The 15296-nt window shown below is 41.8% G+C and carries 16 protein-coding genes; 3 read left to right on the forward strand and 13 right to left on the reverse strand.

The window, feature by feature from the left end; translation table 11 throughout:
* Window positions 1-7 precede the first annotated feature (7 nt).
* The 10 genes from ACSUPM_RS04010 to ACSUPM_RS04055 form a co-directional block, all read right to left on the reverse strand.
* Window positions 8-661 (reverse strand): methyltransferase family protein, encoded by a 654-nt coding sequence (locus ACSUPM_RS04010; RefSeq protein WP_025653156.1) that lies wholly within the window; start codon window positions 659-661, stop codon window positions 8-10.
* 129 nt (window positions 662-790) lie between these two features.
* Entirely contained in the window at window positions 791-2134 is a 1344-nt protein-coding gene (locus ACSUPM_RS04015; protein ID WP_037026091.1) for an APC family permease, read from the reverse strand.
* Between the two features lie 135 nt (window positions 2135-2269).
* Window positions 2270-2734: a DUF305 domain-containing protein gene (locus ACSUPM_RS04020; protein WP_227687631.1), complete on the reverse strand. Its 465-nt coding sequence runs from the start codon at window positions 2732-2734 to the stop codon at window positions 2270-2272.
* A gap of 80 nt (window positions 2735-2814) precedes the next feature.
* The gene (locus ACSUPM_RS04025) at window positions 2815-3849 is read right to left on the reverse strand and encodes a copper resistance protein B (RefSeq protein ID WP_201577592.1); all 1035 of its coding nucleotides are present in this window, start codon (window positions 3847-3849) and stop codon (window positions 2815-2817) included.
* 25 nt (window positions 3850-3874) lie between these two features.
* Complete coding sequence (locus ACSUPM_RS04030) at window positions 3875-5578, reverse strand: copper resistance system multicopper oxidase (protein WP_101210825.1); 1704 nt, start codon at window positions 5576-5578, stop codon at window positions 3875-3877.
* A 108-nt stretch (window positions 5579-5686) separates the two neighbouring features.
* Complete coding sequence (locus ACSUPM_RS04035; RefSeq protein ID WP_025653161.1) at window positions 5687-6355, reverse strand: DUF411 domain-containing protein; 669 nt, start codon at window positions 6353-6355, stop codon at window positions 5687-5689.
* Window positions 6356-6485: 130 nt separating this feature from the next.
* Window positions 6486-7106: a c-type cytochrome gene (locus tag ACSUPM_RS04040; RefSeq protein WP_025653162.1), complete on the reverse strand. Its 621-nt coding sequence runs from the start codon at window positions 7104-7106 to the stop codon at window positions 6486-6488.
* Window positions 7107-7214: 108 nt separating this feature from the next.
* Window positions 7215-7490, reverse strand: a complete 276-nt coding sequence (locus ACSUPM_RS04045) for a hypothetical protein (RefSeq protein WP_025653163.1) — start codon at window positions 7488-7490, stop codon at window positions 7215-7217.
* A gap of 176 nt (window positions 7491-7666) precedes the next feature.
* Window positions 7667-7933, reverse strand: a complete 267-nt coding sequence (locus ACSUPM_RS04050; protein WP_025653164.1) for a hypothetical protein — start codon at window positions 7931-7933, stop codon at window positions 7667-7669.
* A gap of 139 nt (window positions 7934-8072) precedes the next feature.
* Window positions 8073-8399, reverse strand: coding sequence for a hypothetical protein (locus ACSUPM_RS04055; protein ID WP_025653165.1), 327 nt, complete (start codon window positions 8397-8399; stop codon window positions 8073-8075).
* A gap of 300 nt (window positions 8400-8699) precedes the next feature.
* Between ACSUPM_RS04055 and ACSUPM_RS04060 the strand changes: the two genes are divergently transcribed.
* The 3 genes from ACSUPM_RS04060 (at window position 8700) to ACSUPM_RS04070 (ending at window position 12492) form a co-directional block, all read left to right on the forward strand.
* Window positions 8700-9431, forward strand: coding sequence for a heavy metal response regulator transcription factor (locus ACSUPM_RS04060; protein WP_101210826.1), 732 nt, complete (start codon window positions 8700-8702; stop codon window positions 9429-9431).
* A gap of 13 nt (window positions 9432-9444) precedes the next feature.
* Window positions 9445-11007: an ATP-binding protein gene (locus ACSUPM_RS04065; RefSeq protein ID WP_436880230.1), complete on the forward strand. Its 1563-nt coding sequence runs from the start codon at window positions 9445-9447 to the stop codon at window positions 11005-11007.
* A 474-nt stretch (window positions 11008-11481) separates the two neighbouring features.
* Window positions 11482-12492 (forward strand): sterol desaturase family protein, encoded by a 1011-nt coding sequence (locus ACSUPM_RS04070; protein WP_436880231.1) that lies wholly within the window; start codon window positions 11482-11484, stop codon window positions 12490-12492.
* Between the two features lie 55 nt (window positions 12493-12547).
* Here ACSUPM_RS04070 and ACSUPM_RS04075 read toward each other — a convergent pair whose 3' ends face one another.
* From ACSUPM_RS04075 to ACSUPM_RS04085, 3 genes are all read right to left on the reverse strand, one after another.
* Window positions 12548-13348: a COG4705 family protein gene (locus ACSUPM_RS04075; RefSeq protein ID WP_436880232.1), complete on the reverse strand. Its 801-nt coding sequence runs from the start codon at window positions 13346-13348 to the stop codon at window positions 12548-12550.
* A 281-nt stretch (window positions 13349-13629) separates the two neighbouring features.
* Complete coding sequence (locus tag ACSUPM_RS04080; RefSeq protein WP_350588361.1) at window positions 13630-14397, reverse strand: PAP2 family lipid A phosphatase; 768 nt, start codon at window positions 14395-14397, stop codon at window positions 13630-13632.
* 76 nt (window positions 14398-14473) lie between these two features.
* Window positions 14474-14947: a diacylglycerol kinase gene (locus ACSUPM_RS04085; protein ID WP_173239454.1), complete on the reverse strand. Its 474-nt coding sequence runs from the start codon at window positions 14945-14947 to the stop codon at window positions 14474-14476.
* Between the last annotated feature and the right edge of the window lie 349 nt (window positions 14948-15296).

The raw sequence follows: 15296 nt of genomic DNA on the forward strand, positions 1-15296 counted from the left end.
ACTAATATTACTTCTTGATTCGTGAGGCGGCAGCGAGTTGACGCCATCTACCCCAACGAGGAATAAACATTGGCACTTGCCGTTTATAGGCAAGGTAATCTTCTCCAAATGTTTTGAGCATCTGTTGTTCCTCACGTCGAGCGAGCCATGTATAAACTAGTACAATAATTGGAAACAGAACGATTGAGAATAGTGTTGGCCAATGCACTACGCCTTCCCCGAACAGCGCAATAAACAACCCCGTGTACTGAGGATGACGCACGTAGGCATAAAGCCCCTCCGTCATCAAGCGGTTCTCACCCCGTGCTTTATGGACTTGACGCCAACCTTGAGCAAAAAGTCCGACTCCTAAAAATGCAATAGCATAGCCGAGTAGCATTGAGATCATCATGCCTGTCTCACCTAAACCAACAAGGGTCGACCATAAGCTGGCGCTGATATATTGGCTGTCTAAACCAAAAAACCGTACTAATAAATATATAGTGAGCGGAAAGCCATACATTTCTGCGTAAAGTGCAATGATGAAAGCCTGAACTACACCAGCACCCGCCCATTCACGCCAGTTCTTTGGTGCGAAATAACGGTAAAAGAACCAAGAAATGAGCACAATAACAATTAGTGCGAGACCCCAAGTTCCAGCGTGATTAAATGACTCATTCATGGCTTACTTTCCCCGTTCTCTTTATGAATATCGTATTGCATGAAATCACTTGTTGAAGATAGTAAGTAGACGCTTAAATCTACGCAATTTTAAACCAAACAGTTTTTTATAAATCCTTTAATGTTATTGTCAATGTTGGTGTGTAAGTGCATCTTTTTCGATAGCCTTTCTCCTCGCTGACGACTTGAGATAAACCTGCTCAGCCACAGCAATCACTACGATAGTAACGACTGCTACGCCAAGCACGAATGGATCTGAGTGTAGTTTGATCCAGATAAAACCACCGAGGACTAAGATATCAAGAAGTATGGCCACTACAGGTACCCACATCACCGCTTTTATGTCTTGACGGAGGTATCTTAGAACACCCCAGTGGATAGCGATATCCATGATCAGATAGAAAACAATGCCAAGCGCTGCAATTCGTGAAAGATCAAATAACGTTGTGAAAGCCAAACCCAACACCACGGTATAGACCAGTGTGTGTTTTTGAACGCTGCCTGGCATCCCCAAATGACGGTGGGGTACCAGCTTCATTTCGGTTAGCATAGCGAGCATACGAGAGACTGCAAAGATACTAGCAAGGAGACCACCAGCGGTAGCTACCATTGCGATTGCTACTGTGAACCATAGACCATAGTCGCCAAGTGCTGGGCGTGCGGCGGCAGCCAAAGAGTAATCTTTGGTTTCAATAATTTCAGCAAGAGATAGATTACTAGACACCGCGAAACCGACTAGGGTGTAAATTACTACGCAGATTGCGATTGAAATTATAATGGCACGGCCGACGTTACGATGAGGGTCTTTTACCTCCGAGCCACTGTTGGCGATCGTGGTAAAGCCTTTAAAGGCCAGTATGCCTAGCGCCGTTGCGCCAAGAAAGTTACCAACAGTATTAGTGTCACCTAATGTAGAAGAATCAATTGCAAAGCTATCAGCCAGCCAGACACCAACCAGCCCGAAGATGAGAATCCCAACAATTTTTATAATACCGATAACCGATGCGACCCCTTGGATCCAACGATTGCTAAGCAAATTAATCAAAAATGCAGCAAGAATAAGCGCTGCGCCAAGAACGGATACCATGCGACCGCTGTCATCGCCACCAAATAACTGCATGGTATATGACCCGAACGTCCGAGCCAAAAAGCTCTGCGCTATAACCATGGAGAAATACATCAGCAGGGCATTAAAGCCAGTCGGTAAACGATCTCCGTACGCTTGGTGTAGGTACATCGCGACACCACCAGCTGATGGGTAGGCATTAGAGATTTTGATATAGGAATAGGCACTAAAAGAAACAACGATTGCAGCGGCTAAAAACGCCAAGGGGAAAAGCGAACCTGTCATCTGAGCCATTTGACCAGTCAGAGCAAAAATACCAGCGCCGATCATGACACCGGTACCTAGCATAACTGTTCCTGATAATGTCAAACTATCCTTCTGATAGCGAGTCGTTCTATCTTGCTTCATACTTATTCGACCTTAATCTATTTCTTCGTAGAACTTCAGTTTTACAGGTTATTTTTGAAGTAAGGAGTAGGTATAATTAGAATTAAAAGTCACGACTTAATAAATAGTCTTTAAAAAAGAACTTACTTATTATTATCATTCTAAATCATCAATAAGTTGCTGCATCTCAGCGATTTCACGCTTTTGTGCTTCGATAATGCCATCCGCCAACTCTCTTACCCGTGGGTCTTCTATATCGGCACGCTCACTGGTCAAAATAGCAATAGAGTGATGCGGAATCATGGCTTGCATCCAATCTACTTGGTCGACAGTTTGCTGCGAGCGCACACCCCATAGACCAAAGGCAAATAACACCACACTAACCCCATAGACCATCAAGTTTATCTTGGTTTTTTTATACATATTGGTCATAAATGCCAGCATAATAATGGCCATTATCGCACCCATATACAACGCCATGTAAGCACGGGTCTCACTAAAGTAGATATGATCCCATTGATACGTATTAAAATACATCATGATAAACATCACGACGGTAGAGGTTAAAATCATCAACGTAAACTTTATATATGGATTCATCTGATGCTGATTATTATTCATATTTATTCCTTATAAAAATAAAAGTATCCTAATAGCCATTTTATACACTTACCATCTACAGTCTCAAAAGCAATCTATCTTTAAAACCAAAACATCAGACCAGCGGTCACACTACTAGAATCAACCGCTTGGTTTTGTTGACGTCGTAGATCTCGTGCATCCCCTAAGGCTGATGCATAACTAAAACCAACGTAGGGTGATAATTGACGACTTAGGGTTTCATAAGCTAACCGAACTTCAGTTTCAAGCTCATTAAAACCTTTAGTAATACCGTTGTCAGTATCATCTTTACTGAAAGCAGTCAACTGCACTTCTGGTCTGACAATCCAACGCTGAGCTAAGCGCCACTCGTACGCTGTACCAAGATCAAGCTGGACTTGTCCATCAGTATATACGTAGGCTCTAGCGTCAGTCTCAACAAAGTACGGCGCTGTACCGACAATGCCAGCCATGATTGCGGACTTATCGTTTTCAGTATTATAAGCGACACCTGCTTCTCCGTTCCAATAGATACCGAGAGGCTTCCAGTAAGCGAGCGAGGTCAGACTATCGATTTCTTTATCACCTTCAGTTTGGGCACTACCCTCACTGCGTAGAGTGACACGATTGCTATCAGTGCCATACCATCCTTCAGCTTCAAAATCGATTTGATCGTCCTCAAACTGATAGCCTAAGGTTTCTACTGACACGCCCCATAATGGTGCACTACCCATCATTACCGGCTTATCATATTGTCCATAGGTAACACCATTAGAGTAATCTGAACTACGAGCATCGGCTGGAGCATCGCCACCTTGCATACTAGCCGTATCCATACTCATACTTCCATGATCCATACCTGCCATGTCCATGCCCGACATATCGCCTGACATATCCATACCACTGTGATCCATATTCGACATGTCCATTTTGCTATGATCCATCTCTGACATATCACCCGACATGTCCATACCTGACATATCACCCGACATGTCCATACCTGACATATCCATTCCGGACATGTCCATGCTACTGTGATCCATATTCGACATCTCAGCAGCGTTTGCTAAAGGTGACATTAGTAGTAGCAAAGATGACATGCCAATAAACGATAGACCTACTTTATATTTTTTCATAATAAGGCTCATATTCAAAGGTTTATTAAACAACAGCAACTTCTCTAAACATACCGGCTTCCATGTGATAGAGCAGATGGCAATGCCATGCCCATCGACCAGCCTCTCCTGTCACATCAAAGCTAATTTTCTGTGCCGGTTGCATCACAAAGGTATGCTTGCGTACCTGAAAATCACCATTAGGCGCACGCACATCACTCCACATACCATGTAAGTGCATAGGATGGTTCATCATAGTGTCATTGACTAAGGTAATACGCACTCGCTCGTTTGGCTTGATATTGACTGGCGGTGCGTCCTTGAACATAACACCATCCATGGCCCAAATATAGCGTTCCATAGCACCCGTTAAATGTATTTCAATCTCTCTGGTAGGTTTGCGCTGTTCAGCCATTATTTCATCGCCGACAGAGTTCAATTGACTATAAGTCAAAACTTTTCTATTAATCTTACGCAGGTTAATGCCTGGATCATCGATATTCGTACGCGGACTATCTACGCGCATATCGGACTTAAAGTCATATTCTGTTTTGGCGTGCTTGGCGTCATAGCCATTCGCACCCATAGCTCCCATCATATCTGCCATGGTGAGCCACTCGATTTTATCCATCGCTGGTATCGCAGCACGAGCCCCTTTTTTGGTAGCAAGCGTAGTGGCAACAAAACCTGAACGATCTATGTTTTGAGCAAATATCGTATGCGCATCTTTGGTAGGCGTAACGATGACATCATAAGTCTCGGCAACACCAATACGAAAATCATCAACATCGACAGGCGCGACATCATTACCATCCGTTGAGACGATGGTCATTTTGAGACCCGGTATACGCACATCAAATATCGTCTGTGCCGAGCCATTAATGAAGCGTAGTTTGACCGGCTGTCCAGCTTTGACCAGTTGCGACCAATTAGCGGCTGTCGTTTTGCCATTCATAAGGTAGGTAAAGGTGTTTTCACCAGACAGATCCGTAAAGTCTGTCGGCATCATGCGCATCTTGTTCCACATTTTACGCTTATCAAAAGCAGTTTTCATATCTGTGGCGGCAATATCGGACAACAGCTTTTTGAAGTCTGGCAGATGATAGTTATCAAAGTCAGAACGCTGCTTTAGTAGTTTCAATAAATTATGCGGATCACGGTGCGTCCAATCACTAAGTAAAATGACATGGTCTTCTGCGATAGGGTGACGTTCTCGTCCTTTAGCCTCAACGACGATAGCACCGCGCATACCGGTCTGTTCTTGAAAGCCCGTGTGCGAGTGATACCAATAAGTACCCGATTGCTTGAGTTTGAATTTATAAGTAAACGTACTATTGGCAGGAATACCATCGAAGCTGATGCCAGGCACGCCGTCCATCTCGAACGGAACGAGCAAGCCGTGCCAATGAATAGAGGTCGACTCATTCAGTTGATTATGGACACGGATGATGACCGTATCGCCTTCTTGCATCTTAAGCGTCGGCGCTGGCAATGAGTCATTAATGAGCGTCGCCATACTTGACTTACCATTAACCGTAATCATCTTTTCGCTGACGTAAAGGTCAAACTCATTACCCGTCAAGATAGGGACGACATGATCGGCTTTATCACTATTGACGACAACGTTTTGCTGACCTTTGCTTAGCGCACTATTAGCAATGGATGGCAGCGTGGATAGCATTGACGCTCCAAGCAAGGTGGATGACCCTGTCAAGAAACGCCTGCGGTTAAACATGTTCTTATTATTCATAATGTTGACCTAATTTATTTTACGAGATGGTATTTAAGCCTGTATTTTAATAATACATCAATAACTTACCAGTAAGTTAACTAAAACACTATTTAAGTAAAACTAAATTTACAGTTGCTGAGCTGGAGACTCAATAGTAGCATATATTTCTGTGCTGCCATCTTTGTTCAATTGCATGACTTTATACGGCATGAATTTATCCTGATATTTCATGCCAGGGCTACCCACTGGCATACCGGGTACGGCAAGTCCAATCGCTTGTACCGGTGGGTTTTCTAAGAACTGTGCCATATATTTGGCAGGAACGTGACCTTCAAACACATAGCCATCGGTTGTCACTGTGGTATGACAAGCGCGCATTTCCTTTGGTACGCCGTAACGATCTTTAAATAAGGACAAGTCTTTAGGGTGCTGCGTGGTTGCACTTAGACCATTATCTTTTGCATAGCTTACCCAGTCTTTACAACAGCCACAGTTTGGATCTTTATAAACCGTTGCTGAGACATTTTTGAGTAACGTGGACTGAGTGGTTACGGGGGTCATAATCGGTGCAACTTCAGCTTTTTCTACTTCTTGCGTAGCAACTTCAGCTTCTTGTGCTGTTTGCGTAGCAACAACAGCCTCTTTTGGTTGTGCTGTCTCTGAATCAGAGGCGCTAGTATTAGCTTGGCTGCAAGCAGCTAGTGTTAACGATAGTGAGGATGCCGTTAACAATAAAAGGACACGACCTGATACCCGGTTATGTCCACTAGTGAATATATTAGTATAGCGTCCCATAAAACCACTCCTGAGCGTTTGATTATTGAGTATTTTAGAAAATCACGCCCGACCACTAAATGAAGTAATACGAGCAAGCTTTAAAGCCTAAAAAGCAGTACTACCTAGCACTGCGTTTTTTATTCAACAATTAATGCTGCATCTCAGCACCTTCACCCGACATATCCATCATATCTGCGTCCATCATCTCCATGTCCATATCATTCATATCCATGTCCATCATATCGCTATTAAATCTTGTGGTGAGCATTGTATATTGGTCGGCATTTAGTTCAGGTAGCGTTCTAATAAAAGCCACCATCGCCCACATTCTATCGTCATCATGGGTTGCGCCCCATGCTGGCATACCAGAGGCCATGATACCGTGTTTGATCGCCCAAAAGTTCTGTTGTGCCCCCGCTTTATTATCATAACGCGCGACAACTTCAGCCTTAGTAAAATTAGGCGGACGCGGATACAGATACTCGCTTAGATCTGTTTTTTCTACATCAGGAGCCAAGTGACAACCTGCACACATATCTTTGTAGTCTGCACCACCAGAGCTGATCATATCCACTTGTTTTAGATCTGGCACTACAATATCTTTACTAGCATTTGCTATAGAGCGCGTGCGAGCCGTCTCTAAAAAATTATAAACCAGTGGGGTATGCCCTTGATCTGCACCGATATTCACAATACCACTGCTAACAACTGCAAAGACCCCAACGATTGCCACAAACACGGTAAAAAGCGCACCCCATAAAAATTTCATATGTCTGTCCTAAAGTCTATTGCTGTTAAAATTAGTTTAGTATTTGATAGAGTCAGGGTCTACGAGTTTTAATAGTTGACCCTGACTCTTTATCTAGCGCTGTCAGATTTACTTAGAATCATTGTCACTAGTGACACAATGCTTTTGGTACATTTGCTTCATTTTACCTACGTTCGCCATCATTGACTTCATGGCAGGATCATCCATATTCATTTTGCTATGATCCATTTTTTCCATCATTTTCATGTTTTTTTCCATCTTTTCACAGTTCATGTTATCTTTTTGTGCATGCATCTCTGGAGAATGCGCCATAGCTGAAGTTGAAACGATTAGAGCTACAGCAGTGGCAGCGATTGATTTAGACAGTAATTTAAATTGCAACATAATTAATTCCTATTTATTTATTGAAAGTTGTTAACGCCTGAATCTGTTTAAAGTCTACTGCTGTTAAAATTAGTTTAGTATTTAATGAGGTCAAGCCCAACAAAGCTTGTGGTTGAACTTGACTCGTCATTTATCGAAGCTAGATTTACTTAGAAGCGCTGTGACTATCAGAGTTATTATCCTTGGTCCTTGGTAGCGCAATTCTTTTCATGCATTTGCTTCATTTTGCCCATATTCGCCATCATAGCTTTCATGGCAGGGTCGTTCATGTCCATCTTGCTATGATCCATTTTTTGCATTTTTTCCATCATTTGCATGTTTTTCTCCATCTTTTCACAACTCATACTATCTTTTTTCGCATGCATCTCTGGAGAATGCGCCATAGCTGAGGTTGAAAGGATTAGAGCTACAGCAGTGGCAGCGATTGATTTAGATAATGACATAATTAATTCCTATTTATTTTATTAACGCCTGAGTCTGTTTAATGTCAAGACTGTTAAATTGGTTTAGATGATACCTTATTCTTTCTGACTGGTAGATGACAATAAGATTACAATATTGTCATCTTAACGTTTCTAGATTTTAATTCTTAATAGAATCCTTTAGTATGACTTGAGGGCTTCTATCGCGATCGCGACCATATTTGTTCACGAAATCCTTTTCAGACTGCAAGTGCTGATCTTGATGCTGAACTTCACAAGCAACTCTAGCATCGATATAGCTTTTCATTTCAGCATCCGATACATTTGCATTATTGTGATCTAGGTTTTTAGCAAACTTGGTAACGTTATCGCAGCTATCGATAATTGAAGTGCTTAGATTGGTCGTATGCGCATTAGCCGCTGTTACACCGATAAGCATCGATGCTGATAGTAGTACCGCTTTTTTGAGTGAACTATAATTTTTCATGTGAAGTCCTTTTAAAGATGAGTAGATGAGTAATAGAATGTCTAATTAAAATAACCGCTGAATTTATAGAATCTATCTGTATTATAGAAGAGCTTCTATGTAGCGTTGATTTATAATACTAAATGGTGACTGACAGCTTGATGACTGAGACATGACATGTTTGTCATAAACAATACAACTTTGTCATCTTTCTTCTCTTAATATTAGGCGTCAGAATATACTTTTATCCAAAGCAATCGTTTATGACAAAGGGCTTGATAGACTTTATTGATAACTATAATGACATTAGGTGGAAAAACTATGAAAGTGCTATTGATAGAAGATGAGAAAAAACTTGGAGAGTATATAAAGAAAGGGCTAACGGAAGCGGGGTTTATTGTTGACCATCACCTGACAGGCTTGGATGGCTATCATGCCTTAATGACTGAAGAATTTAGTGTGATACTCATGGATGTCATGCTGCCTGACGTCAGTGGCTTTGAGCTGGTACGTAATTACCGAGCTGCAGGCAAGCATACGCCCGTACTGTTTCTAACGGCGAAAGATGATCTAAGTGACAAAATAAAAGGGATTGAGATTGGTGGTGATGATTATCTGACCAAGCCTTTTGCTTTTGCAGAATTAATCGTTCGCATAAAAAGCTTATTAAGACGCGCCAATCAATCGGATTATAAAAGTACGCTCATGCAAATAGCAGACCTTAAGATGGACATTGCCAAGCGCACTGTGCATAGAGGAGGTACTCCTATTAAACTGACTGCGAAAGAATTTTCCTTATTACAATTCATGCTGGAGCGCAGAGGGGAAGTGCTGCCACGTTCGGTCATCGCCTCGCAAGTGTGGGACATGAACTTCGATAATGATACCAATGTGATCGATGTAGCGATAAGACGTCTGCGAATAAAAATAGATGATAGCTACACTATAAAGTTGATACACACTGTACGGGGCATGGGCTACCGATTGGATGCGGTCGATAGCGATACCACTGCGCACCATAGTATTGAAGCGCAACATTCTGCCGCTAAGTAAGAAGCCAAGTAACATGAGATATAAATTTGATAACCGCCGCTTACCGCTTTTATGGCGTACGGTGTTTTTACTCACGATATTCGTGGTCGTCTCACAAGTCATTATCTACATCTGGGTACAGCACTCTGTTAAAGGGCATTTTGAGCAAATGGACGCGGAGATCATTACCCACGCGGCGTTTAATTTACGTAAGCGAGCCACTGATTCTGATAATCTGAAAACGTCTCAAAGCTTGCTAAGCTCGCCATCTTCTTCAAATTCATCCTCTTCAAATGCACCTTCTACAACAGCAACAGAAAATGCCAGTCATCTACATTCTTCTCAGCTAGATTATGATTTAAAGACCGTCATTGCTGACAAAGAAGGACGCCCGCTATCGAGTATCCCTGACAGCTTTACCAATGAGCTCAGTGCAGATTTTAACTTATGGTCATTGCAGCAAGATAATGACGAGCAACAGTTTGTCATGAGTATCAATGGCAGACGCTATCGAGTTATGATTATTGAAGACAGTAGCATGCTCGCACTTATCGCCTTGCCGATCGACGTACATCATCAGTATTTATTACAGTTTAATCGCCAGCTGAGTATGATTTTATTTGCGATTACCTTACTGCTGGTTTCCATAGCGGCATTGAGCGTCTATTGGGGCTTTGCGCCTTTAGCAACCATCATTCAAAAGATGAAAAGCATCAATCCTGAAAAGTTGGACGAGCGCGTCATCGTGAGTGATATGCCATTGGAGCTAAGGCCGCTAGCGGAGTCTTATAACTCAATGATGGTCAAACTCGAAAGTAATTTTGAGTCATTATCACGGTTTTCAGATAATATCGCTCATGAGCTACGCACACCAATAGCGACGCTCAGTACGCAGACGCAAGTGATGTTAAATAAGCCGCGAAAGGATGAGGAATACATTGAGCAATTGCATCATCAGCACGATACGCTTGAGCAGTTATCAGCCATGATCAATAATATGTTGCTACTGGCAAAAACCCAAAAAGGGCTGAGTGACTCGCAAGTGAGTCGAGTAGATACCGAAAACTTAATCACCAAGCTCACAGACTACTATGAAATGATTGCCGAAGATCGTGACATAACTTTTTCGAAATCAGGAGATTTTAAAACGGTATTAGGGGATGAAGGCTTATTGCAACGGCTGTTTGCCAATCTCATGTCAAATGCCATTTATTATGCGGCCAGTGACAGTGTTATCGCTATATCAGCCACCAGCGTTCCCTTGAGTGCTGCCTCCGATACTCTTGCTCTTAATACGGCTGATGCTTTTTATACAGCTGACACTCTCAATATGGCAAAGAACCATAATCAAATCTCAAAGCAATCTTGGTTAAAAATCACCTTGACGAATCACTTAGAAAAACCGTTAAGTCAAAGTGATGCCGATAAATTATTTGAGAGATTCTATCGTCACGACAAAAGCAGCAGCCAGCATTCAGGGACAGGTTTAGGGTTGTCTATAGTGCAGGCTATCGCCAATGCTCATAAAGGTAGGGTGAGTATCACCATCAGAGATGAGTATACTTTTGAGATTGCGGTAGAACTGTTGCTTGCCTGATGGTTATTCTAAAAAACGAGATTGATGTTTAAAATCGCAGCAATGGAAGTGATGGAAGTGAAACGCTGTCTTAAAAACACGTTAGAGGCTTGACGTGTTGAGGGTTTTACCAGTCAAAAAATCGTTTTAGTCGGCGCTGATAAGCTTAGCAACAGCCTAAATGACCGCTTATATAATCAACAAATGTTATCGTGTTTTAAGGTAACATACTTATTAGCCATTCTCGGTTTAGGGTGTCTTGCTTGACCACTGCTACTATTAAAACAGTGTATAGTCAGTGAAAAGTAATATTGAACCATCAGGCACTGCTGATATCCATTTTTCTTGCTTGCTGTGCCTGCGCAGACAGAGGCGACAAAAAACTGATATCAGCAATAGCGTCGCGTTTTTAGGATATTTTGACTATAGCTATTAAAACAGTACAGCAATTGATAGTGAGCAACAGCTCGGCTACTTTAAGACAATAGGTGACATATGGATGTGTTTTCGTATTGGCAAGGGTTTTACAACAACCTTTGGTTTTGGCAATTTCCTATGGCGACTCTTGCCATTAGTATGGCAGCTTTTTTGGTGGTAGCCATTCCATGGACGGTGGTGGCTTGGTTAGATCCGCTGTCTTTGCGCAAATACAAGATTCAACAAAAACCGTTCGAGATGAAGAAATTCCTGTTGCCTTCGATTGGTCGTATCGTGGTCAACAACCTCATTTTGGCGGCGTTATTAGTGGTTAGTTGGCCACTATTGCAGTTGACTGGCGTCCACAAAGGCACACTGCCTGTTTGGTATATTATCATCGCGCAATTGATATTTTTTGTGCTACTTGATGATTTTTTATACTACTGGATGCATCACTATATGCATGAGAATAAATGGTTGTTGCGGCATATTCATAGCGTCCATCATCGTATTCGTAATACCTGCGGTATCAATGGCAATTACATGCACTGGATTGAGTATTCATTGACCGCGATGCTCACCTTGGTTGGGCCTATCTTGCTAGGCGCGCATATCTATGTGGTTTGGATGTGGGTCATTCTACGTCAGGTCGAAGGGGCGGATGGACACATTGGTTATGATATTCCTTGGAATCCTGTGCATTTGTTGCCTATGTATCAAGGGCCTATCTATCACGACTTTCATCATGCCAAATTCAAAGGCAACTATGCTGGCTTTTTACCTTATTTGGATAAATATTTAGGTAAAACGCATATCCCTGCCTATTTACGGTATTTAAAAGCGAAAAAGCAGGGCTTAACGCCGTTAGAAATAGAGCAAGGTGAGTTGCAGGCACAAAAGAACAAAAAGACAGCAACATCGTTAGGTGCTAGTAAGCCTCAAAGTATAAGCACTCATTTGAAAGCACGATACGGCCTGATTCATAATATAGTCAGAGCACTTTTAAACCGCTACGGTGTTACCCGCTCTAGAGGTACTCAGTGTACTATCTGCGGTCGGTCGCCTTGTAGCGATTCTAAAATTCCTTGACTATAAGCATGCAGTATCTACTGGCATCTCACATTTTCAGGTAGGTTTCTTTATATCAATGAGCCTTTGTACTAGCCCGTTGTTTAAAGATTAATAAACAGACAATGATAAATCCTAACAGCGCTGCCGAAGCGCCAAAGCGACTCAATGCCAGACCACCATGATCGATAGGCTTGTCTAAAAAGTCACCTAGTACAGCTCCTAAAGGCCGAGTTAAAACGAAAGCACTCCAAAATAGCAGCGTTTTTGATATTTTCGTACCGAAATGCATCACAGCAATAAGTGCTAATAAAGAGCCAAAGATGATGGCACTCGTTGTATAGCCCATGCCTTTGGTATCTGCGACCCAGTCACCAAGTGCTGTACCAAGCGTCTGCGAAAACATAATGGTCGTCCAGTAAAACACCTCTGCTTTGGGCTTGCTAATACTATCGATGGCAATGCTGCCCATCGTTTTTTGCCATATGACTAAACATACCCCAAGTAGCGCTACCAGTAACGCTGAGCTGCCAGCGTAGCCAATTCCTAGTGATCTCGTCACGTAATCTGCTATCGTTGTGCCTAATGTCGTTGTCGCAATAATCGTCGTCCAATACAACCATTTATTAAACGAATTGGCTTTAATTTGAGTGGCAACCGCTATGCCAAATAGCACAGCGAATATACCAGTACTGACGATGTAGCCTAGGTTGAGCGACATGGATAAGGCGTCGCCTGCCGTCTCACCAAGTGTCGTAGCAGCCACTTTGATTATCCAAAAAAGCAGGGTAACCTCTGGAACTTTGGACAAAGCATTTAATAGGGAATCATTATCTGCAGCGGTGGATGGGTATTGAGTATTTAAGGTTGTATTCATGTGTGGATTCACTCTGTCGATAAGCAAATTTAATGTCATATTGTTGACATGACTAAATTATCAATAGAGGTGTTAAGAAAGTGTCAAGATAGGGCCTTCTAAATTCATTGAAATTTTTTGACAAAAAAACCCTATAAATTATAGGGCAGAAGGCTTGAGCGAGTTTGTGCTATAGTCGATTCAATGTAAAAGTAGTACAAGGCAACCAAGTGTAGATGTATATGTGATACTTCAAGCGAGGTTAACGCTGTAATACTTTTATAGTGGAATGACTATAATAGCTATTTGACTGAATCAACTGTGCTGCTTAAAGTAAGGTTGTGAGCTTTGAGACGGGCCGTTCGTTTAAAAAATACGCTGGCAAGCGCACAGGTAATTGTTAGTGAAAGCAGCATTGATACCAATGTGTGGCTAAAAAAATGATCGCCAAACAGCATTTTATACATCCCCATTGTCCAGCCTAAGACAGTCACTATTTCAAATATTCTATAGCGGTACTTATGCAAAGTGGGTAAGAATGCTAAACCATACAAAGAAAATCCTGCGCTAGCGTGAGCGGCTGGGAAGCACTTGGCAGGCGTATTCGCGACTATATTTTGCCAAATATTTAGATAAGGAAGCTCGCCACCAAACAGTGTCAAATGATTGGGACAACTGACATGGGTGACTCCTTTTAAGAGTGCAATGCTAGAAGGTACGACGATAAGAATAGTCAGCAGATAACTTATTTCACGAACCGATAAAGGAATAATAAATCTGTCGAGCTTGCCATAATGGATGGTAGAAGTAGTGCTCGAAGGTTGTCTGTATTTGATAATTAAAATCGTGATTAAGTAGATAGCTGAGAAGATTAATAGCGCTTTAGGTCCATCATAAAAGATAAAAGCGTAAGGCTGAGCACCTTTTTGGAGGAGCCATTGACCGTTGGTATAGAAAAGCTCACTAATACGAATATCAAACTGGCTGTGCTCAAAGGTTAGAGCGGCAATAATGGTCAAGCAAAGGAGCTTCAGCCACATCCAATCGGTCAGGTTATTTTTTAGAGTCATTGAGGCGCCTTACTCAATTTATTAAGTTGTCGTTTATTAAGTTGCAAACGCTTAAGCTATAAAACTGATGTTTTATTCAAAATAACAGGTTTATTAAGGCCATTGTCCACAACACAAACAGCAGTAATAACGCTAAAAACTGGGCAGCAGAGCCGACATCTTTGGCTATTTTTGCTAAGGGATGTTGCTCGGTTGAGGTATGATCGACACTGGCTTCAATACCTGTATTAATCAACTCAACAATGAGGGATAAAAAGGAAGCAACCACCAGCATCATTTTTATACCGATATTAAAAGGCATAAATATAATGGCTATGAATAATACGAGATTGAGCCAAAAAACTTGCCTAAACGCTGCTTCAAACTGATAAGCCGCTTTAAAACCATCTATAGAATATCCTGTGGCTTTTAAAATACGCGCCAAACCTGTTTTACCTTTAGCATTACTCGCAAAGCTATCTACTACAAGAAAATCACCAGATACTGGCTGATTTTTATAATCAGGATGTGCGGCATCATGATCGAGAGTAATAGGTTTGAGGTTATTCATATTAGTTGCTTACTGGTCATTTAGATTAGAGTGGCTGGCAGAATCTTAAGTATATGACAAGGCACGTTAAGAAAGCGTTAAGGCATCGCCCATCTATAGTCATTCCACTATAAAAGTATTACTGCGTTAACCTCGCTTGAAGTATTAAATATACATCTACACTCGGTTGCCTTGTACTACTTTTAAATTGAATCAACTATACTACAAAAGAGTAGCAGCGTTACCCTCGCTTAAAGTATGACCCATACATCAGCAATACCGTCGCGTCTTTAGGATATTTTGCCTGTAGATTGCACATACTAAAAAGCAGTAGTTGATACCTGATTTTGCTGTGGTATCAGCTACTGCT

The organism is Psychrobacter okhotskensis (assembly GCF_965638355.1).
In the GTDB taxonomy this organism is placed as follows: domain Bacteria; phylum Pseudomonadota; class Gammaproteobacteria; order Pseudomonadales; family Moraxellaceae; genus Psychrobacter; species Psychrobacter okhotskensis.

Coding starts and splice junctions, on each gene's coding strand:
- ACSUPM_RS04045 (WP_025653163.1), bottom strand. CDS start 7,490: ATGTTGCAATTTAAATTACTGTCTAAATCAATCGCTGCCACTGCTGTA.
- ACSUPM_RS04050 (WP_025653164.1), bottom strand. CDS start 7,933: ATGTCATTATCTAAATCAATCGCTGCCACTGCTGTAGCTCTAATCCTT.
- ACSUPM_RS04075 (WP_436880232.1), bottom strand. CDS start 13,348: ATGAATACAACCTTAAATACTCAATACCCATCCACCGCTGCAGATAAT.
- ACSUPM_RS04015 (WP_037026091.1), bottom strand. CDS start 2,134: ATGAAGCAAGATAGAACGACTCGCTATCAGAAGGATAGTTTGACATTA.
- ACSUPM_RS04070 (WP_436880231.1), top strand. CDS start 11,482: ATGGATGTGTTTTCGTATTGGCAAGGGTTTTACAACAACCTTTGGTTT.
- ACSUPM_RS04025 (WP_201577592.1), bottom strand. CDS start 3,849: ATGAAAAAATATAAAGTAGGTCTATCGTTTATTGGCATGTCATCTTTG.
- ACSUPM_RS04030 (WP_101210825.1), bottom strand. CDS start 5,578: ATGAATAATAAGAACATGTTTAACCGCAGGCGTTTCTTGACAGGGTCA.
- ACSUPM_RS04060 (WP_101210826.1), top strand. CDS start 8,700: ATGAAAGTGCTATTGATAGAAGATGAGAAAAAACTTGGAGAGTATATA.
- ACSUPM_RS04080 (WP_350588361.1), bottom strand. CDS start 14,397: ATGACTCTAAAAAATAACCTGACCGATTGGATGTGGCTGAAGCTCCTT.
- ACSUPM_RS04010 (WP_025653156.1), bottom strand. CDS start 661: ATGAATGAGTCATTTAATCACGCTGGAACTTGGGGTCTCGCACTAATT.
- ACSUPM_RS04085 (WP_173239454.1), bottom strand. CDS start 14,947: ATGAATAACCTCAAACCTATTACTCTCGATCATGATGCCGCACATCCT.
- ACSUPM_RS04035 (WP_025653161.1), bottom strand. CDS start 6,355: ATGGGACGCTATACTAATATATTCACTAGTGGACATAACCGGGTATCA.
- ACSUPM_RS04040 (WP_025653162.1), bottom strand. CDS start 7,106: ATGAAATTTTTATGGGGTGCGCTTTTTACCGTGTTTGTGGCAATCGTT.
- ACSUPM_RS04020 (WP_227687631.1), bottom strand. CDS start 2,734: ATGAATAATAATCAGCATCAGATGAATCCATATATAAAGTTTACGTTG.
- ACSUPM_RS04065 (WP_436880230.1), top strand. CDS start 9,445: ATGAGATATAAATTTGATAACCGCCGCTTACCGCTTTTATGGCGTACG.
- ACSUPM_RS04055 (WP_025653165.1), bottom strand. CDS start 8,399: ATGAAAAATTATAGTTCACTCAAAAAAGCGGTACTACTATCAGCATCG.